Source organism: Alteromonas sp. LOR (assembly GCF_000753865.1).
In the GTDB taxonomy this organism is placed as follows: domain Bacteria; phylum Pseudomonadota; class Gammaproteobacteria; order Enterobacterales; family Alteromonadaceae; genus Alteromonas.
On sequence record NZ_JQFW01000050.1, the window covers coordinates 39,775 to 58,956 of the forward strand.

The following is a 19,182-nucleotide window of genomic DNA, read 5'->3' on the forward strand; positions in this document are numbered from 1 at the left end:
CGCACAGGGCGCGGATTCTACATGTTTCAATTTAAAAATTCCAATACCAAAGTATTAATTTTCTGGAAGCGGATCACATTTAAACTAATTACTTTGCAACGCGCCCATACCTATCAGAAAACCTAACAATATCGTCTTCGCCAAGATAAGCACCTGACTGAACTTCAATCAGCTCTAGCGGTATTTTACCCGGGTTTTCTAAGGCATGAACCGCACCAATCGGAATATAAACAGATTGGTTCTCTGTAACCAAAGTAGTCTTTTCATCAATAGTTACATTGGCACTGCCCGATACTACAATCCAGTGCTCTGCGCGGTGGTGATGCATTTGAACTGATAACTTTTCGCCCGGCTTAACGGTTATGCGCTTAACTTGGAAGCGGTCGCCGTTATCAATAGAATCGTAGCTTCCCCATGGACGGAATACTTCGCGATGAAACTCAAATTCTGGGCGCTTTTCTGCTTTTAAATGATTAACAACGGTTTTAATGCTTTGCGCGTCATCTTTATGAGCAACCATTACAGCGTCTTTGGTTTCTACTACTATTACATCTTCAAGGCCTATAACAGAAACTAGACGCCCTTCTGAATTCACGTAGCTATTTTTGGTATTTTCTAAAATGGTGTCGCCTACGGAAACGTTGCCGTTCTCATCCTTCTCAGCGGTATCCCATAGGGATGTCCAACTGCCTACATCGCTCCAGCCTGCGTCTAGTGGCACCATGGCTGCGCTGTCGGTTTTTTCCATCACGGTGTAATCGATAGAATCATCTGGGCAAGTAGCAAAGATATCGTGGTCTACTCGGATAAAGTCTAAATCAGGTGTTTTAGTATCAATGGCACGCTTACATACATCCAGCATTTCAGCGTTATATTTAGCTAGCTCTTCCAAGTAGCGGCTGGCCTTAAACATAAACATGCCGCTATTCCAAAAATAACTACCTGAATCTACGTATTCTTTAGCAGTTGCAAGCTCAGGCTTTTCAACGAATTCTGCTACTTCAAACCCTTCGCCGAGTTCGCTGCCCGCTTTAATGTAGCCGTAACCTGTATGAGGCTGATCAGGCACTATACCAAAGGTAACTAGCTTGCCTTCTTCTGCCAGCTTTTCTGCTTTTTCTATCGAGTTGTGAAAAGCTTGGTTATCTTGAATTAAATGGTCGGCTGCTAACACTAGTAGCACTGGATCTTCACCGTTCATTGTGGCGTGAAGCGCCGCTAACGCAATGGCTGGTGCAGTGTTGCGGCCAACTGGCTCAAGCAATATGCCACCATGATGGATATCTTTTTGGCGAAGCTGTTCTGCAACCAAAAAGCGGTGCGCATCATTACAAATGAAAATAGGGCTTTGGGCTTTAGTGCCTTTTAAGCGAGTAATAGTGTCTTGCAGCATGGTGCTGTCGGAGGTAAGCGATAGGAATTGCTTTGGAAGTGCTGCTCGCGACTTTGGCCATAAACGGCTACCTGAGCCGCCAGCTAATACTACTGGTTTCATTGTAATATCCTTGGTGAGTGGCGTTAATTACCACGTCCTGAAATATGATGCTGATAAGCTAGTATACAAATATTTGTATTGCTATGAAATGGCAAATACAAAAGCAAAAAAATGGGGAAACAGCTTTGCGCTCTGACCCCATCGCTAATTCAAAAATGATAAAAATGGGGTTAGAACGAAAGTTCTGACCCCATTTTTATTTACTCAGCACGAATAAGCGCGAGCACCTCTTTAGTTTTTTCTTCCATCAGAGGAATATCACCCTTACTTTCTACATTTAAGCGAATTACCGGCTCGGTGTTCGACTTACGTAAATTAAAGCGCCAATTTCCAAACTCAAGCCCCAGGCCATCGGTAGTATCAATCACACTTGCTTCAGGTTGATATTTATTGGTAACTCGCTCTAGCGCTGCATCAGCGTCTTTTAGTTTACTGTTAATTTCACCCGACGATGGAAATGCTTTTATACGCTCTTTTACCATGCTTGCGAGAGTTTGTTTTTTCACGCACACAAGCTCAGCAATAAGTAACCAAGGGATCATGCCTGAATCGCAATAGGCAAAGTCTCGAAAGTAGTGGTGGGCGCTCATTTCACCGCCGTATACTGCATCCTCTTTGCGCATACGCTCTTTGATAAACGCATGCCCAGTTTTAGATTTTATGGGCGTACCGCCAGCGTTAGCAACGATGTCTTCGGTGTTCCAATAAACGCGCGGGTCGTAGATAATTTTGCTGTCGGTGTTTTTTTCGATAAAGGCTTCGGCAAGTAACCCTACAATGTAATAGCCTTCAATAAATTCACCGTCGGCATCGAATAAGAAACAACGGTCGAAGTCGCCATCCCATGCAATACCAAAGTCGGCACCTGACGCTTTTACTGCATCGGCAGTGTCAGCGCGGTTTTCCGGTAGCAGTGGATTAGGAATGCCATTAGGGAAGGTGCCGTCTGCATTGTGATGCACCTTTATGAATTCGATAGGGACGTTGTTAGTAAGCATCGCTTTTTCGATAGCATCCAAAGCAGGGCCTGCAGAGCCGTTACCGGCATTCACTACCACCTTTAAAGGCGTAAAGTTTTCTAGGTTTACGTAGGAAAGCATGTGTTCTACGTAATCATCCATACAAGAGCTTTCATCATATTGGCCCGTGCTTGATAGCAAATCTTTTTGAATATGCGCTTTACCATTAAAAAACGCATCAGCATCTATAGCCTGACCATTAACGTAATGATTAAGTCTGCCATTGACAAACTTATCGCTTAGCTCTTCTGCACGCTCTTTAATCGCATTGAGGCCGGTATCGCCGCTAATAGGAATAGAGCCTGCCTTCACAAGCTTCATGCCGTTATAGTTGATGGGGTTGTGACTTGCGGTTACTTCAATACCACCATCTACACCAAGATGCTTTGTGGCAAAGTAAATTTCTTCTGTACCAGCCATACCAATATCAGTAACCTTGGCGCCAGCATCTATAAGCCCGGCGGTTAATGCCAGCTTAAGTGGAGTAGAAGTTTGACGAACATCACTACCTACTACAACAGTTTTGGCATCTAGCTCTTCCGCGAAGGCATAACCTATGCGGTAAGCCACTTCTTCGGTTAATTGTGAGTTTAGTTCGCCACGAATGTCGTAGGCTTTAAAACAGGTAATTGGGTTGGCCATTGCTGAGTCTCTAATCCTTTGATGGGGGTGAGGAAAATTGTTCTATAAATGCAGCGTCGCAAGGGCATATATTAAATCATCTAGCGAGTAATATTACTATGCGTATTCTTTTATCTGCTTTTGTTGAAGATAGAGAAAGAACGCATACTGAGTGGTTAGTGGAACAAGAATGTTGTTCTGACCCCATTTATGCTGTTTGTTCTGCAATGCCGTTTAGTAGGCCTAATACTTGATTTTCGCTCGACTGGGCCTGTGCTCGCACGCTAATACTCGCTTGTTCGACAATTTGACTTTGTGTAAGTGAGGCTGTCTCTGCTGCAAAATCGGTATCGGTAATTCGTGAACGTGCAGCGTTGATATTTTCATTAGCAATGGCGTTTACGTTTAATGCTGATGTCATTTGATTGAGTTTTGCGCCGTAAAAAGCACGACTTTCACTCACGGTGTTCAGTGCGGCATCAATTTGATTAAGGGCGGCTTCAGCATTCTGTTCACTGTTGATAGAAGTGCTCTCTAAACTTAAGTCTTCCAGCGTAGCCGGTGTTTTTGTTACTTCTATGTACTCAGTACCCTTACCGAGCTTATTCGTGGCAGTAATATCCACTGGCCCTAAACTAAACGCTCTTTCATCCTCATTGCCTAGTGAATCCCATGTAGCGGTAACATTAAAAACTCCACTACCGATTACTGAAATGATGAGTGGTTGTGAGTTGCTTGAAATAGTTAAAAACTCATTTAGGTTAGACGGTGTTGCGCCATTTTGATCGCCGCTAAATGAAATTGCGTTTCCATCAATCGTAGCACTACCACTAGTAAGTAATTCACTATCATCATAGCTCGCATCTGAATTGTAACCGTTTGAGGTCAAAAAGAAGCGAGATTCAACATCGGCTACGTTAGAAATATTATTAGAACCAGCACTCCACGTTGCATTAGTAATAGGCGTACCGGCAAGGTGTTTACCGCTGGTTGTAAATACTTGTATATCATCGTTTGCGCCGTTGTCGTTTATATTCACCTGAACATTACTCGAACCGGCTGGTATGAAAGCTATGGATTGCAGGCCGCTAGGAAGAGATTGCGTTACACCCTGAGCGAATCTGTCGCCTAGTGAGGGCACATTATCGCTTAACAGATTGGCATCACCTACTAAGGGGAGTCGGTTGAATACTTCGGTTCCATACGCGATAGCATTGAGTTCTAACTTAAGCGCTTGGAATTCTTTATCCAGTGCTGCTCTATCGCTTTTACTATTAATACCGTTTTGAGATTGGATGGATAGTTGCCGCATTCGCTGCAGTATAGCGGCAGATTCCTGCAGTCCACCTTCTGCAACTTGTGCATAGCTTATACCGTCATTCAGGTTTCGATTCAGCTGCGTATAGGCGTTTCGCTCTGACGTCAGCCGATTAGAGATTTGGAGGCCAGCGCTATCATCAGCAGCGCTGTTTATACGCAGCCCGGAACTTAAGCGCTCTAGAGATGTGGCCACCGCGTTGCTTCTAAAGGTCGATAACGCTAAAGATTGATACTTGCCTGATACTGATAACATGTGCTTCCTTGTTAAATGTTGACAGTGCGCTAATGTAGCGAGTAAATTTTTATGCTGACGTCATTGAAATTTCACGGATGCAAAGTACAAGCCAGTTATGATGGAAATGTTGGGCTGATTCCATTGATTTCTGATTATCAAGCCCGTGTTATGTTGCTATCGTCAGATTGTGAATTCATACAAATTTAATCTAGAACTAAACGGTGAACATTCGCGACTATGAACCTTAAGACGTATGGCTTGGCATGGTGGTATAAGGAGTTTCCTTATACCCAATTCAGTGAAGACTATTGGCGTGTAAGACTTATACAGCACACGCTGTTACTAGCGTGTTTACTTTTTCCACTTCTATCGTTAATTAATATTTTTGCGTTTAATGCCATTCAACTTGCACTCATAGACGGTATAGGATTTGTACTTTCACTCACAGGGTATTTAGCGTTTAGAAAAACAGGCAATATTAAGCTAACCGCATGGCTCATTTCGCTATCGATAACCACTGTCATGCTGATGTATTTAATAAGTGTTGAAGGTCGTGCTTATTCGCTAGTGTGGGCAACCATTATTTTACCTTTTACATTTTTCTTACTTGGCCGCACCGGCGGCACTCTCCTTTCCTCTATTACATTATGTGTGTGTATTTACCTCGTTTATACCCAATTAGAAAGTGGCGTTCCCATTACGCTATCGAAAGGCGCGCTTCTTAACGTCATAGAAGCGGCTATTGTTCAAATACTCTTGTTTCGGTTTTATGAAGGTACTCGCCAAACGACTTTTAAACAATTAAGGGCTGAACATCAGGAGTCGAAACGATTATCTGAAACCGACTATTTAACCGGTGCATACAACCGATCAAAATTCATCTTTTTAGCTAACACCCTACTGGCAGCAAACGATGCTGACAAGCATTGCATAGTTATTTTGGATTTGGACGACTTTAAACACATCAATGATATTTATGGTCATAACATGGGTGATAAAGTATTAAAAATATTTACCCAAGCACTAAGAGAAAATACGCGCGAAGAAGATATTATTGCTCGCTGGGGTGGCGAAGAATTTGTTTTATTTCTTAAGAACGTGTCAGTGTCTGAGGCAAACAGTTGTGTAAACAACCTTCTAAGTGCTGTTCAAGCTTTAACAACCATCGATATCACGATTTCGTTTAGCGCAGGTATTACACGGTGTAGTAGAACGAAAACTATTGACGACTTAATAAAGACTGCAGATGAAGCCCTTTATCAAGCAAAACGTGATGGGAAAAGTCGCGTTTGTATTGCTAGCTAACTGCAGGGACAGTTGCTATCGCCCTTCAAGTTTATGGCTTGCGCAAGTGGCTTCTATTGAGGATGGTGCATCTTCCAATAGCCTTGGCTCTTTTTGTTGCGGACGAGCATCGTCAAGTTTCAGTTGAATCATGCTGCAAACAACCAAACACAACGCCGTCAGGCGTTGCTTTATCTCGAATAATTGTTTTAGTCACTTATTGCAATATTCAAAGCTCGACAGCTGCGTATAAAAACTAATGTTTTTCATGCCCTTCTCACAATACTGCCCATAACCTTTTGCGAACCTTCTAGCAGGTAAGGCTATTGTGCCTGTCACATTAAGAGTAAGAGGGTAAAGCTATTGTGCCTGTCACAATAAGAGTATTAGAGGGAAGAGTTTTATGCCTGTCACAATAAGAGGAAGAAGAGTGTTATGCCTGTCACAATAAGAGTATTCGAAGTTGTTACAGAATGCTTGTTGTGACTATCGGGTTTTGTTAGGTCTTATTTGGAAATAAAGGTGAAATTTTATGCCTGTCTATTTAGTAGGTCTCTTAGTGTTTAGTTCAACAAGAATGTGGACCTGACCCCATTTATTTTGGGTAAAAAAAATGGGGTCAGAACTTTCGTTCTGACCCCATTTCTATTCGAGTAATATTTACTCTTCAGTTGCTTCTACTACTTCTTCTTCAGCTTCAACAACTGGACGGTCAACTAGCTCAACATATGCCATTGGGGCATTGTCGCCAGCACGGAAACCACATTTTAAAATGCGAGTGTAACCGCCTGGGCGTGCTTCGTAACGAGGACCAAGCTCGTTAAACAGTTTACCTACGACCTCTTTATCACCTGTACGGGCAAAAGCTAGACGGCGATTTGCAACGCTGTCTTCTTTAGCCATAGTGATTAGTGGCTCGATTACGCGACGTAATTCTTTCGCTTTTGGTAACGTAGTTTTGATCACTTCGTGCTTGACCAAAGAACCGGCCATGTTTTTGAACATAGCTTGACGATGGCTGCTGTTGCGATTCAACTGACGACCACTCTTACGATGGCGCATAGTTTTATCCTTCTCTACAAATCAGTTTGATAAAAACCTGATTAATCTTTTTCAGCGATGCTCTCTGGCGGCCAGTTTTCTAGGCGCATGCCTAGAGACAAACCACGAGATGCTAGAACATCTTTGATTTCAGTTAGCGATTTCTTACCAAGGTTAGGCGTTTTAAGTAGCTCAACCTCAGTGCGCTGTACCAGGTCACCAATGTACTGGATAGCTTCTGCTTTTAAGCAGTTAGCAGAACGTACTGTTAACTCTAGGTCATCAACTGGGCGAAGTAGAATCGGATCGAATTCCGGCTTCTCTTCTTTCGCTTCCGGCTCAGAAACATCACGTAAGTCTACGAATGCATCAAGCTGTTCAGCAAGAATGGTAGCAGAACGGCGGATCGCTTCTTCAGGATCTAAAGTGCCGTTAGTTTCCATGTCGATGATTAGTTTGTCTAAGTCTGTGCGTTGTTCAACACGGGCAGACTCAACAGTGTACGCAATACGTTCTACTGGGCTGTATGAAGCATCAACTAACAAACGACCAATTGGACGATCATCTTCTTCAGAGGAGCGACGGGTAGAAGCTGGTACATAACCGCGACCCATTTCTACTTTAACGCGCATGCTGATTTCAGCTTCGCCTGTCAAAGTACAAATTAAGTGATCAGGGTTAACAATTTCTACGTCGCCATCATGCTGAATATCACCAGCAACAACAGGGCCAGCGCCAGATTTCACTAGAGTTAGGGTTGCCTCAGTTTTACCTTCAAGGCGAACCGCTAAACCTTTAAGATTTAGCAAGATTTCGATAACGTCTTCTTGTACACCTTCTTTGGTGCTGTACTCGTGAAGAACGCCATCTATTTCTACCTCGGTAACTGCACATCCTGGCATAGATGACAGTAATATACGACGTAGGGCGTTACCTAGAGTGTGGCCAAAGCCGCGCTCTAGTGGTTCCAAAGTTACTTTGGCACGAGTAGGAGAAACGTTTTCGATCTCTACTAATCTCGGTTTTAGGAATTCAGTCACAGAACCCACAATGCTTCCTCTTTAGTTGGCTTTACTTAGAGTAAAGTTCGACGATCAACTGTTCGTTAATTTCAGCAGACAAATCAGTTCTTTCTGGAACGCGCTTGAAAGTGCCTTCCATTTTCGTGCTGTCTACTTCAATCCAGGTTGGCTTCTCACGTTGGTCAGCCAGTTCTAAAGCAGCAACGATACGCGCTTGCTTTTTCGCTTTCTCACGAACAGAAACCACGTCTTCGGCAGAAACGTTAAACGATGGAATGTTCACAACTTGACCATTTACCATGATCGCCTTGTGGCTTACTAGCTGACGTGCTTCAGCACGTGTACTAGCAAATCCCATACGATAAACCACGTTGTCTAGACGCTGCTCTAAAAGCTGTAGCAAGTTTTCACCTGTGTTGCCTTTTAGACGCGCAGCTTCTTTATAGTAGTTGCGGAATTGCTTTTCCAGTACGCCGAACATACGACGAACTTTTTGTTTCTCACGCAGCTGAACACCGTAGTCAGACAAACGGCCACGACGGGCACCATGCTGACCAGGCGCTGTATCGATCTTACATTTAGAATCGATTGCGCGAACGCCGCTTTTAAGGAACAAGTCAGTTCCTTCGCGACGGCTAAGTTTGAGTTTTGGACCCAAATATCTTGCCATGATCTTTCTCCAACTGTCCGTCGATTAAACGCGACGTTTTTTCGGTGGACGACAACCGTTGTGAGGAATAGGTGTCACATCGGTAATATTTGTGATCTTATAACCAGTAGCGTTAAGAGCACGGATCGCAGACTCACGGCCTGGACCTGGACCTTTTACGAACACTTCTAGGTTCTTAAGACCGTATTCTTGTGCAGCTACACCTGCACGCTCAGCAGCTACCTGCGCAGCAAATGGGGTAGATTTACGTGAACCACGGAAACCTGAACCACCAGATGTCGCCCATGCTAGTGCATTGCCTTGACGGTCTGTAATAGTCACAATTGTGTTGTTGAAAGACGCATGGATATGAGCCATACCGTCTGCAACCTGACGTTTAGCGCGCTTACGCGTACTACGAGCTGGTGCTTTTGCCATAACTTACTCCCCGCTTACTTCTTAATTGGCTTACGAGGACCTTTACGGGTACGCGCATTAGTTTTAGTGCGCTGACCACGTAGAGGCAAGCTACGACGGTGGCGAATACCACGGAAGCAACCCAGGTCCATCAAACGTTTGATGCTCATAGAGACTTCACGACGTAAATCACCTTCAACAGTAAATTTCGCCACTTCGTCACGAAGCTTATCGATAGTAGCTTCGTCTAGCTCTTTGATTTTTGTATCTTCTGCAACACCAGCACCTGCACAAATGCTTTTCGCACGTGTGAGGCCTACACCATAAATCGCTTGGATAGCGACTACAGCATGCTTGTGCTCAGGAATGTTAATGCCAGCGATACGGGCCATTAACAGCACTCCTCTTGTTTATTTGTCGACGACCTAAAAAGCCCGATAGGATACTCATCCGTCGACCAAATTGCAAATAAAGGTTCAAAACACCTATAAACAAAACTAGCAGAACCCGATAAGTATGCTTCGGATTCTGCTTAGTAGCTTTGCAAGTATTCTGTACCGCTTAGATTAACCTTGCCTTTGCTTATGCTTTGGCTCTGTACAAATTACACGCACAACGCCGTTGCGCTTGATAACTTTACAGTTACGGCAAATCTTTTTAACTGATGCACGAACTTTCATTACATCACTCCCCTATCTTTAATATTAAGGGGCTAACTTAACGGCCGTAGCCTTTAAGATTAGCTTTCTTCAGAACAGACTCATATTGACTACTCATCAAATGCGTCTGCACCTGTGCCATAAAGTCCATGATAACCACTACTATGATTAGAAGCGACGTACCACCGAAGTAGAACGGAACATTCCAGGCAATTAGCATGAATTCAGGCACCAAACAAATAAAGGTTATGTATAGTGCGCCAGCCAGTGTGAGGCGAGTCATTACCTTATCAATATAACGCGATGTTTGTTCACCCGGGCGGATGCCAGGGATAAACGCACCAGACTTTTTCAAGTTATCTGCTGTATCACGCGGGTTGAAAACCAACGCCGTGTAAAAGAAGCAGAAAAAGATAATAGCTGCTGCATATAACATTACGTACAGCGGTTGACCTGGTGATAGCATTAACGCTACGTCCTGCAACCATGCTGTTGATTCATTTTGTCCAAACCATCCTGCGATAGTTCCCGGGAACAAAATAATGCTGGAAGCAAAGATTGGTGGAATTACACCAGCAATGTTGACCTTCAGCGGTAAATGCGTGCTCTGCGCTGCAAAAACCTGACGGCCTTGCTGACGTTTCGCGTAGTTTACCACAATTCTGCGTTGTCCGCGCTCAACAAATACCACAAGGTATGTAAGTGCAATAACAATCACAGCAATCAACAGGAGGAATAACAAATTAATGTCGCCCTGCCTTGCTTGCTCTGCCGTTTGACCGATTGCTGTAGGTAAACCCGCAACAATACCAGCAAAAATCAAGATAGAAATACCGTTACCGATACCTCGTTCAGTAATTTGCTCACCCAACCACATAAGGAACATAGTTCCTGTGACCAAGCTCACTACCGCTGTAAAGTAGAATCCGAAGCCAGGGTTCAATACCAATCCATTAATTAGGTTTGGCAGGCCAGTCGATATTCCTATCGACTGGAAAATAGCAAGTACAAGCGTTAGATAACGCGTGTACTGGCTGATTTTACGACGGCCTGCTTCGCCTTCTTTTTTAAGCTCTACCATCGGTGGGTGAACCACCGAGAGCAACTGCATAATAATGGATGCAGTAATGTATGGCATAATGCCCAAAGCCAGAACGGATGCACGCTCAAGCGCACCACCAGAGAACATGTTAAACATTTCTACAATGGTGCCTTTCTGTTGCTCGAACAAGTCAGCAAGTACAGCTGGATCGATGCCCGGAATAGGAACATAAGAACCCAATCTGAAAACAACAATCGCACCAAGTACGAACAACAATCTTGCTTTAAGCTCACTCAAGCCGCTTTTAGCGCCTGAATCCAATCCTGGTTTAGCCATCTAGCTTATTCCTCTACTTTACCGCCAGCAGCTTCAATCGCTTCTTTAGCGCCTTTAGTAACCTTTAAACCGCTTACTGTAACAGCACGTGATAACTCACCGCTCTTAACTACTTTTACAAACAACATTTCTTTCTTAACAAGACCTGCTGCTTTCAAAGTTTCAAGAGAAACTGTATCACCGTCTACTTTTGCGATTTCTGCAAGTGTTACTTGATCAGTAACAAAGCTCTTGCGTGAAGTGAAACCGAATTTCGGAAGACGACGCTGTAAAGGCATCTGACCACCTTCGAATCCTGGCTTAACGCGGCCACCTGAACGGCTTTTTTGACCTTTGTGGCCTACACCACTCGTTTTACCAAGACCTGAGCCGATGCCTCGACCAGTACGCTTACCAGATTTATGAGCCCCTGGTGCAGGAGCAATAGTATTTAAACGCATGTTCTTACTCCTCCACTATCTCGACCATGTAATGTACACGGTGGACCATGCCACGTACGGCTGGGGTATCTTCCAGTTCACGAACATGGTTGATCTTACGAAGACCTAAGCCTTTAAGCGTAGCTTTGTGCTTAGGCAGTCTGCCGATAGCACTTTTAGTTTGCTTTACTTTAATCGTTGCCATGTCTGATTACCCCAAAATTTCATCTACAGACAATCCACGTTTCGCAGCAACTTTCGCTGGAGAATTCATCTCTGTCAGCGCGTTGATTGTTGCACGAACAACGTTGATTGGGTTTGTAGAGCCGTAACATTTTGAAAGTACGTTTTGTACGCCAGCTACTTCAAGTACTGCACGCATTGCACCGCCGGCGATGATACCGGTACCTTCTGATGCAGGCTGCATGTAAACTTTAGAGCCAGAGTGACGACCTTTAATAGGGTGCTGTAACGTATTGCCATTTAGGTCAACGTCAACCATGTTGCGACGTGCCTTTTCCATAGCTTTCTGAATTGCAGCAGGAACTTCACGTGCCTTGCCATAACCGAAACCTACGCGACCGTTACCGTCACCCACTACTGTCAATGCAGTGAAACTAAAGATACGACCACCTTTAACCACTTTAGATACGCGGTTAACGGCAATCAATTTCTCTAACAGTTCACCGTTCTGAACGTCTTGTTTAGCCATTATAAACTCCTAGAACTGAAGACCAGCTTCGCGAGCTGCATCAGCTAATGCTTTAACGCGACCGTGGTATTGGAAGCCACTACGATCGAAAGCCACTGCTTTAATGCCTTTCTCAATAGCGCGCTCTGCGATTGCTTTTCCGACTACCGTCGCTGCTTCAGCGTTACCTGTAGATTTAAGATCTTTCGCAAGATCTTTTTCAACAGTTGAAGCCGCCGCTAATACTTCAGAACCGCACGGGGCGATAAGCTGAGCGTATATGTGGCGAGGTGTGCGGTTAATAACCAAGCGATGCGCGGCCAGTTCACGAATTTTTGCTCGTGCGCGAGTTGCGCGACGAATGCGAGCTGTTTTCTTATCCATCGTATCACCCACCTACTTTTTCTTAGCTTCTTTACGACGTACATGTTCGTCAGCGTAACGTACACCTTTGCCTTTGTAAGGCTCTGGTGGACGGTAACCACGAATGTTCGCCGCAACCTGTCCTACCATCTGCTTATCGGCGCCTTTGACGACGATTTCAGTTTGGCTAGGAGTTTCAACGGTAATGCCTTCAGGCATTTCGTATACTACAGGATGAGAGAAACCTAGCGTTAGGTTAAGCTTGCTACCTTGTGCTTGCGCACGGTAACCAACACCATTTAGCTGAAGCTTTTTCTCAAAACCTTGCGTAACACCTTGAACCATTGCGTTAAGAAGTGAGCGAACAGTACCAGCCTGTGCCCAATTGTTAGCGAAACCTTCACGAGGAAGTGCTTTCAATTGGTTCTCTTCTTGTACAACTTCAACAGCGTCGTTAAAAACGCGGCTCAATGTGCCTTTACTACCTTTTACAGTAACTTCTTGACCAGAGATAGATATTTCTACGCCTGAAACCAAGTCTACTGGGGCTTTTGCTATACGTGACATTTCAACTCCTCCGTTATGCTACATAACCGATGATCTCACCGCCCATGCCAGCGTTACGCGCTGCACGGTCAGTCATCACACCTTTTGAAGTCGACACGATAGCGATACCCAAGCCACCCATAACCTTTGGAAGCTCATCTTTTTTCTTATAGATGCGCAGACCGGGGCGACTTACGCGCTCGATAGTGTCAATTACTTGCTTGCCTTCGAAGTACTTAAGCGTAACTTCTAAAACAGGCTTAACGTCACCTGATGCAGCAAAGTCTGTGATATAACCTTCTGACTTCAACACTTCGCATATAGAAACGCGAACTTTTGAAGAAGGCATAGTTACAGAAACTTTCTGAGCCATCTGGCCGTTACGGATGCGTGTGAACATATCCGCGATAGGATCTTGCATACTCATTATCAGCTACTCCTTACCAACTGGCTTTCTTAAGGCCAGGGACTTCACCGCGCATCGCTGCTTCGCGAAGCTTAATACGGCTAAGGCCGAATTTGCGTAGGTAACCATGTGGACGGCCAGTTACGCGACAACGGTTACGTTGACGTGAAGAACTAGAGTCACGTGGTAATTGTTGCAGCTTCAGAACAGCGTCCCAACGCTCTTCTTCAGAAGCGTTAACATCGCTGATAATCGCTTTAAGTGCAGCGCGTTTCTCAGCATACTTAGCTACTAGCTTAGTACGCTTCGCTTCGCGTGCTTTCATTGATTCTTTTGCCATAACCCTACACCCCTACTTTTTGAATGGGAAGTTAAACGCGTCCAGCAGAGCACGTGCTTCGTCATTAGAATTCGCACTGGTAGTGATAGTAATATCCATACCGCGAACCTTATCCACTTTATCGAAATCGATTTCAGGGAAAATGATTTGCTCACGCACGCCCATGCTGTAGTTACCACGCCCGTCGAATGATTTTGGGTTCAAACCACGGAAATCGCGAATACGCGGAATAGCGATTGAAATCAAACGCTCTAGGAATTCCCACATACGCTCGCCACGTAGGGTTACTTTACAGCCAATCGGATAACCTTCACGGATTTTAAAGCCCGCTACTGATTTTCTAGCAACTGTAACAATCGGCTTCTGACCGGCGATAGCCGTCATGTCAGCTTGAGCATTCTCAAGCACCTTCTTGTCAGCAACTGCTTCACCTAAACCCATGTTTAGAGTGATTTTTTCAATCCGAGGGACTTGCATGACGCTTTTGTACCCGAACTGCTTAGCAAGTTCAGCTACTACTGTTTCTTTATAGAAATCATGCAGTTTCGCCATCGTACTCTCCAATATAATTAAACAAGTTCGCCGTTAGATTTGAAGAAACGTACTTTCTTCTCATCTTCGAAACGGAAACCAACGCGATCTGCTTTACCCGTTGCTGGGTTAACAATCGCAACATTAGAAACGTGAATAGAAGCTTCTTTCTCAACAATACCACCAGCAACACCCAATTGAGGGTTAGGCTTAGTGTGTTTCTTGACGAGATTAACGCCTTCTATAATTAAACGGTCATCAGCCATAAGCACTTTAAGGACTTTGCCTTGTTTGCCTTTGTCTTTACCCGCTAATACGACTACTTCATCATCACGACGAATTTTATTAGCCATTATCGTGACTCCTTATAGTACCTCTGGGGCCAATGAGATGATTTTCATGAAGTTTGAACTTCTCAACTCACGGGTTACCGGGCCAAAGATACGCGTACCAATTGGTTGCTTGTTTGCATTAAGCAAAACAGCCGCGTTACCGTCAAAACGAATGGATGAACCATCAGGACGACGAACGCCTTTTCTAGTACGCACCACCACTGCATTCAGTACGTCACCTTTTTTAACTTTACCGCGAGGAATTGCTTCCTTGACAGTAACTTTGATGATGTCACCGATACCTGCATAACGGCGATGCGAGCCACCAAGAACCTTAATACACTGAACCCTGCGAGCGCCGCTGTTATCTGCAACGTCCAGGTTAGTTTGCATTTGGATCATGTTAGTGCTCCGCTCTAAATTAAGACTCTCCCGAGTCGTTATTGTGCTGCTAAAAACAACTGGATATCGTTGCTTTTATGTACATACCCCCATAAAAAGGGCGCGAAACTATAACAGAATTATTAACTAAGCGATAGCAGTAAATTGAATTAATTTTAGACTGGGTGGATAAAAAAACCCCAGCTGGAAAACTGGGGTGATGATAACCACAGAGGAGGTCATCAAGCAGGAACTCAATGAGCTGCGCTACGTGAACATAGCTATCAAAACACTGCGCTTACTATTAAAGATAATAGATATTCGAGAATATGACAGTTTTTAGCCTAATCATTTTGTACCAAAATACACTTTGGTATAAAAATAGAGACGCGTTAACTGCTCCTTTTACAATATTTCCCTTTTTACAAAGCTAAACAGCGCTAACAAGCTTCTGCTAGCGCTGATGTGTAGATAAGCGTTTTGCGATTAAAACAGTATGTTTATCTCGTAACCCGTTGCTGTATCCGCCGGTTCAACGGTCACAATGTAGTTTTCTTCTTCTGTGAAGCCAAAAAGCGCCGTACGGTCTAACAATACTTGTTCGTCGTTGTCGTCTTCATACACTGCGATAACTTCGTAAAAATCAGAAGGCAGGACTTCGGTGCTGGTTTCACCAAACTCTAAGTTATTCACTCTATACTCTGCGGTATCGATAGTTTCGTCATGACGTACAAGGAAAATTTCAACGTCGTCATAGTCGCTAACAAGGTTAATAAAGTTAACGGTTTTATCGTAGGCCTGTGGTAAACCACTTTCTTCGAATGTCGATGCTCCTAGTTTGCCATCTTTTTCATAGATAAGTATCGCCTTACTCTCACCCTGATTTAGGGTAATCAGTTTATTGTTAAGATTAGTAATAGCACCAGAAGTGTCTTCTACCGACACACGGTAGTCACCGTAGCGAATTGCAGTAAAGTCAGAAAGCTCATCAGCAGCTAATGTAAATTCAATGTCTTCTTCGTCTGTGTTGCCACCGAAGGTAACGGTTACCGGTGTGTCTAAGTTTGTTGAATTGTAGATGCGGTATTGCGCATCGGCTTCTACATCGGTTAAACCAGATACCGTAGAGGAGTTTAGAATGGTGTCTACGACAAGACCTTCTTGTATAGCGCCACTTACATCGCGAAGGGCCATTACGTATTCAGTTTCATAGATGAAATCTAAGGTTTGAGATTCAAAGATGACGTCAGTGCTGCCTGGCGCGGTAAGGTATACAGTGTATTCGCCTTCGTCAAAGTCATCGCTATCGTCATCACCATCCCAATAAGTTAACTCTCCTAAGTCGTTAGGCGTAATGGTGCCAAGAAAGTTTGCTGCTTCAAAGGGGTCGCCCGCATCGCTCATGTAAAAGTCAAAAGATTCGCCATCCATAGTGACTGAAATGGCGAGCAGTCTGAAGTGGTCCTCTAAGGTCTCCCGTTCATAGCTGTATTCGTTGAATGAGGGGCTATTGAAGTCGCCACTCATAACAATCATGGTTTTCTCACCTTCTTTCAAATTCACCGTTATTTCGTCTATGTATACTTCTTGATCATCTGAGTCTGTGCGAATGAACTCTAAAACAAGTTCACCGCTTTCCATTGAATACATAGAAGACGCATCACCGAATTGCGCCGAGCCAAAGCTATCTCCATCCACTTCACGCATTTCTACATTTGCACCATTAGGCGATGCGTTATAAAACTGAAGATATGCAAATTCGTAATCTGAATCGCTGCTGTCTGAACCTCCACATGCCGAAAGGGCAAATAGCGCAACCAAACCTAGTGCAATGGTCCTATACCACGAACGGTAACCGCCACTAATGAGACAGGCATCATAAAAGCCACTAATGTGACAGGCACGATAAAGGGAGGAGAGTGCTTGCATAAACGGTGTTTCCTTTAAATTTGTTTTTAATAGATTAATTGGATAACAACACAGACGGGAAAACCTGCGCCGAACGCCGTTATGGCACAAAGTTTTGAGGTAGGTTCATAGCTTTACGCTGTCTTTACAAAGCTGACAATTCACTGAAGAAAATGACGGTGAATCTATACGAAGTTTGTGATTAGTTTGACTGTCACTTTTAAAAGGCTCGGTTTGAGGCATAAGTTTGAAGGGATAAGCTTAAAAAGCTTTTACTGATGAGTGTTTATTTTCATTCTTTGATGAAAGGTAAAAAAAAGCCTGCAGAGCTGCAGGCTTTTACCTATCAATCTTATTTACATTTATTAGCTAAAGATTATTCATAAGAATAAGACAGTGTTACGTTGCTGTATCTAGAGTATGCACGTATACCGATATGCCAAGTACCTGCCGCTGGCGCGTCGAAGGTACATTCTTCGTTGTTACCATTGCGATAAGGACGGCAATCGAAGTCACTCGTCTCAGGTTGAGAACCGAACTTCATATATAGGTCTGCATCGCCTGAACCACCAGCAATACTCACGGTCATTTGGCTTACACCTTCTGGGATAGTCCACGTGTAGCGGTTCCACTCGTTACGAGCCGCCGATAAACCTGGTACTTGGCCAGACACTGGCTCAACGGTAGGGCTACCACCATTGTCAGTTCCGCCGCCGTTTCCATCACAACCGTTGGTATTAAGTTGGTTGTAAGCATCAGCCAATTTCATCAAACCAAAACCATAGAAGTTATCGCGACCTGCACTGCCTTTATCCTGTGCAGTTACATTCAACGCATTTCGAATTTGGTTATTTGTACACTGAGGGAAATAGCTCCATACCAATGCTGCACCACCTGCTACGTGAGGTGTTGCCATTGATGTACCGCTAAGGGCTGCGTAGGTGTTAGTTGGATAAGTAGATTGTACCGCACTACCAGGCGCAGCAATCTCTACTTGGTCGTTATATTGACTGTAGCTGGCACGGTTTTCATTTGAATCTACCGCAGCAACTGACATAACCGCATCGTAAGACGCCGGGTAAGACTTGCCACTGTTACCATCGTTACCCGCAGCAGCCACTAGCAGCATGCCTGCATCGGTGAAGCTTTGCATAGCATCACGTTCTGTCGCTGATGCACTGCCGCCACCCAAGCTCATATTAACAACGTTTGAACCCGCATTTTCACACTGAGTAATAGCATCGATAAGATCTGACGCGTACGTCCACTGACCGTTGTCATTGAATATTTTCACAATGTGAAGGTCTACGCCAGGATACACACCTACAACACCTTCGTTATTGTCATACGCCGCAATAGTACCAGCGACGTGGGTTCCGTGACCGTTTCCGTCGTTATACCAGTTACCCACGGCGGCATTGTTTGCATTGCCTGTTACACCGTTATTGGTATCTGGTAAGTCGGGGTGGCCCAAGTTGTATCCTGTATCGATAACACACACTTTACGCGCTGTGGTATCTGCTTGACCAAACTGGTTAGCCTGAACCATGGTGTAACCGTATGGCGTGGTTTGTGCCATAGGCTTGCGCTTCGCATCTATTTCGATACTTTCTACATTTGGGTTTTTACGCAGTTCATTTAATGCTTTACGATCGAGCTTCGCCGCCATCATGCGATGTTTTTTCAATTCTTTTTTAACTAAGCCCCCTGCACGAATAACATCATTTTTTGCAGCTTGTACGTTGAACGCTTTCTTCTGTTTACCGAATTTTAACGCTCCTTTTCCTCTTAACGACACATCGTTTGTTCCCATAAGAACTTCAGATGTCATTTCATCTTTGAATTTTACAATGTAGCGATCGCCAGGCTCTTCAAGTGAGCCAAAACCGACTTTTTTGAATCGTTTATCTAGGCGCTTATTTAAGCTTTTATTCAATTTTGAAGAGAAAGATTTTTTCTTTACTTCTACTTTTACCGGAGCATTTTCTTCAGCTATTGCGCTTTGACCAGCGAAGGCTAAAGAAACTGCGATGGCAGCAGCAGTCATACATGTGTGTTTCTTATTTTTTAAATTCAAAATTTATTTCCTGTTTATCTGTCTTGTTGTTTCAACACTTTTACTCTC

At 44.1% G+C, this 19,182-nt stretch carries 23 protein-coding genes; 1 reads left to right on the forward strand and 22 read right to left on the reverse strand.

The genetic code is table 11. The features are described from left to right. Window positions 1-88 precede the first annotated feature (88 nt). The 3 genes from JV36_RS0114855 to JV36_RS0114865 all read right to left on the reverse strand — a co-directional run bounded on the left by JV36_RS0114855 (window position 89) and on the right by JV36_RS0114865 (window position 4,708). Complete coding sequence (locus tag JV36_RS0114855) at window positions 89-1,495, reverse strand: mannose-1-phosphate guanylyltransferase/mannose-6-phosphate isomerase (protein ID WP_032094878.1); 1,407 nt, start codon at window positions 1,493-1,495, stop codon at window positions 89-91. Window positions 1,496-1,695: 200 nt separating this feature from the next. After that, window positions 1,696-3,156 carry a phosphomannomutase/phosphoglucomutase gene (locus tag JV36_RS0114860; RefSeq protein WP_032094879.1) on the reverse strand — a complete coding sequence of 487 codons (1,461 nt, stop codon included), beginning with the start codon at window positions 3,154-3,156 and terminating at the stop codon, window positions 1,696-1,698. 187 nt (window positions 3,157-3,343) lie between these two features. Then, the gene (locus JV36_RS0114865; RefSeq protein WP_032094880.1) at window positions 3,344-4,708 is read right to left on the reverse strand and encodes a flagellin N-terminal helical domain-containing protein; all 1,365 of its coding nucleotides are present in this window, start codon (window positions 4,706-4,708) and stop codon (window positions 3,344-3,346) included. Window positions 4,709-4,927: 219 nt separating this feature from the next. Here JV36_RS0114865 and JV36_RS0114870 point away from each other — a divergent pair, with 219 nt between their 5' ends. Further along, on the forward strand, window positions 4,928-5,995 hold the full coding sequence (locus JV36_RS0114870) for a GGDEF domain-containing protein (RefSeq protein ID WP_032094881.1): 1,068 nt from the start codon (window positions 4,928-4,930) through the stop codon (window positions 5,993-5,995). A gap of 639 nt (window positions 5,996-6,634) precedes the next feature. On the opposite strand, the gene rplQ is transcribed toward JV36_RS0114870, so the two are convergent. The 19 genes from rplQ to JV36_RS0114960 form a co-directional block, all read right to left on the reverse strand. Next, on the reverse strand, window positions 6,635-7,036 hold the full coding sequence (gene rplQ / locus JV36_RS0114875; RefSeq protein ID WP_032094882.1) for a 50S ribosomal protein L17: 402 nt from the start codon (window positions 7,034-7,036) through the stop codon (window positions 6,635-6,637). Window positions 7,037-7,077: 41 nt separating this feature from the next. After that, window positions 7,078-8,067, reverse strand: coding sequence for a DNA-directed RNA polymerase subunit alpha (locus tag JV36_RS0114880; protein ID WP_032094883.1), 990 nt, complete (start codon window positions 8,065-8,067; stop codon window positions 7,078-7,080). A gap of 19 nt (window positions 8,068-8,086) precedes the next feature. Further along, window positions 8,087-8,707 carry a 30S ribosomal protein S4 gene (rpsD, locus tag JV36_RS0114885; RefSeq protein ID WP_032094884.1) on the reverse strand — a complete coding sequence of 207 codons (621 nt, stop codon included), beginning with the start codon at window positions 8,705-8,707 and terminating at the stop codon, window positions 8,087-8,089. A 24-nt stretch (window positions 8,708-8,731) separates the two neighbouring features. After that, on the reverse strand, window positions 8,732-9,124 hold the full coding sequence (gene rpsK / locus JV36_RS0114890; protein ID WP_013786215.1) for a 30S ribosomal protein S11: 393 nt from the start codon (window positions 9,122-9,124) through the stop codon (window positions 8,732-8,734). A 14-nt stretch (window positions 9,125-9,138) separates the two neighbouring features. Continuing rightward, window positions 9,139-9,495, reverse strand: a complete 357-nt coding sequence (gene rpsM, locus JV36_RS0114895) for a 30S ribosomal protein S13 (protein ID WP_032094885.1) — start codon at window positions 9,493-9,495, stop codon at window positions 9,139-9,141. A 174-nt stretch (window positions 9,496-9,669) separates the two neighbouring features. Beyond that, on the reverse strand, window positions 9,670-9,783 hold the full coding sequence (gene rpmJ, locus JV36_RS19460; protein ID WP_013786217.1) for a 50S ribosomal protein L36: 114 nt from the start codon (window positions 9,781-9,783) through the stop codon (window positions 9,670-9,672). A gap of 37 nt (window positions 9,784-9,820) precedes the next feature. Then, complete coding sequence (gene secY / locus JV36_RS0114900) at window positions 9,821-11,140, reverse strand: preprotein translocase subunit SecY (RefSeq protein WP_032094886.1); 1,320 nt, start codon at window positions 11,138-11,140, stop codon at window positions 9,821-9,823. Between the two features lie 5 nt (window positions 11,141-11,145). Next, the gene (gene rplO, locus JV36_RS0114905) at window positions 11,146-11,580 is read right to left on the reverse strand and encodes a 50S ribosomal protein L15 (RefSeq protein WP_032094887.1); all 435 of its coding nucleotides are present in this window, start codon (window positions 11,578-11,580) and stop codon (window positions 11,146-11,148) included. A 4-nt stretch (window positions 11,581-11,584) separates the two neighbouring features. Then, the gene (gene rpmD, locus JV36_RS0114910; RefSeq protein WP_032094888.1) at window positions 11,585-11,764 is read right to left on the reverse strand and encodes a 50S ribosomal protein L30; all 180 of its coding nucleotides are present in this window, start codon (window positions 11,762-11,764) and stop codon (window positions 11,585-11,587) included. A gap of 6 nt (window positions 11,765-11,770) precedes the next feature. Then, window positions 11,771-12,271 carry a 30S ribosomal protein S5 gene (rpsE, locus tag JV36_RS0114915; protein WP_032094889.1) on the reverse strand — a complete coding sequence of 167 codons (501 nt, stop codon included), beginning with the start codon at window positions 12,269-12,271 and terminating at the stop codon, window positions 11,771-11,773. A 9-nt stretch (window positions 12,272-12,280) separates the two neighbouring features. After that, the gene (rplR, locus tag JV36_RS0114920; protein ID WP_032094986.1) at window positions 12,281-12,634 is read right to left on the reverse strand and encodes a 50S ribosomal protein L18; all 354 of its coding nucleotides are present in this window, start codon (window positions 12,632-12,634) and stop codon (window positions 12,281-12,283) included. Between the two features lie 12 nt (window positions 12,635-12,646). Next, window positions 12,647-13,180 carry a 50S ribosomal protein L6 gene (gene rplF / locus JV36_RS0114925; protein ID WP_032094890.1) on the reverse strand — a complete coding sequence of 178 codons (534 nt, stop codon included), beginning with the start codon at window positions 13,178-13,180 and terminating at the stop codon, window positions 12,647-12,649. A gap of 13 nt (window positions 13,181-13,193) precedes the next feature. Beyond that, window positions 13,194-13,586 carry a 30S ribosomal protein S8 gene (rpsH, locus tag JV36_RS0114930; RefSeq protein WP_032094891.1) on the reverse strand — a complete coding sequence of 131 codons (393 nt, stop codon included), beginning with the start codon at window positions 13,584-13,586 and terminating at the stop codon, window positions 13,194-13,196. Between the two features lie 13 nt (window positions 13,587-13,599). After that, window positions 13,600-13,905, reverse strand: a complete 306-nt coding sequence (gene rpsN, locus JV36_RS0114935) for a 30S ribosomal protein S14 (RefSeq protein WP_032094892.1) — start codon at window positions 13,903-13,905, stop codon at window positions 13,600-13,602. Window positions 13,906-13,917: 12 nt separating this feature from the next. Continuing rightward, on the reverse strand, window positions 13,918-14,457 hold the full coding sequence (gene rplE, locus JV36_RS0114940) for a 50S ribosomal protein L5 (protein WP_032094893.1): 540 nt from the start codon (window positions 14,455-14,457) through the stop codon (window positions 13,918-13,920). Window positions 14,458-14,474: 17 nt separating this feature from the next. After that, window positions 14,475-14,789, reverse strand: a complete 315-nt coding sequence (gene rplX, locus JV36_RS0114945) for a 50S ribosomal protein L24 (protein WP_032094894.1) — start codon at window positions 14,787-14,789, stop codon at window positions 14,475-14,477. A 12-nt stretch (window positions 14,790-14,801) separates the two neighbouring features. Then, a complete protein-coding gene (rplN, locus tag JV36_RS0114950; protein ID WP_032094895.1) occupies window positions 14,802-15,170 on the reverse strand; it encodes a 50S ribosomal protein L14 in 369 nt (122 codons plus the stop codon). A 465-nt stretch (window positions 15,171-15,635) separates the two neighbouring features. Then, complete coding sequence (locus JV36_RS0114955) at window positions 15,636-17,078, reverse strand: hypothetical protein (protein ID WP_052010056.1); 1,443 nt, start codon at window positions 17,076-17,078, stop codon at window positions 15,636-15,638. Between the two features lie 355 nt (window positions 17,079-17,433). Beyond that, a complete protein-coding gene (locus JV36_RS0114960) occupies window positions 17,434-19,104 on the reverse strand; it encodes a S8 family serine peptidase (protein WP_200883162.1) in 1,671 nt (556 codons plus the stop codon). Between the last annotated feature and the right edge of the window lie 78 nt (window positions 19,105-19,182).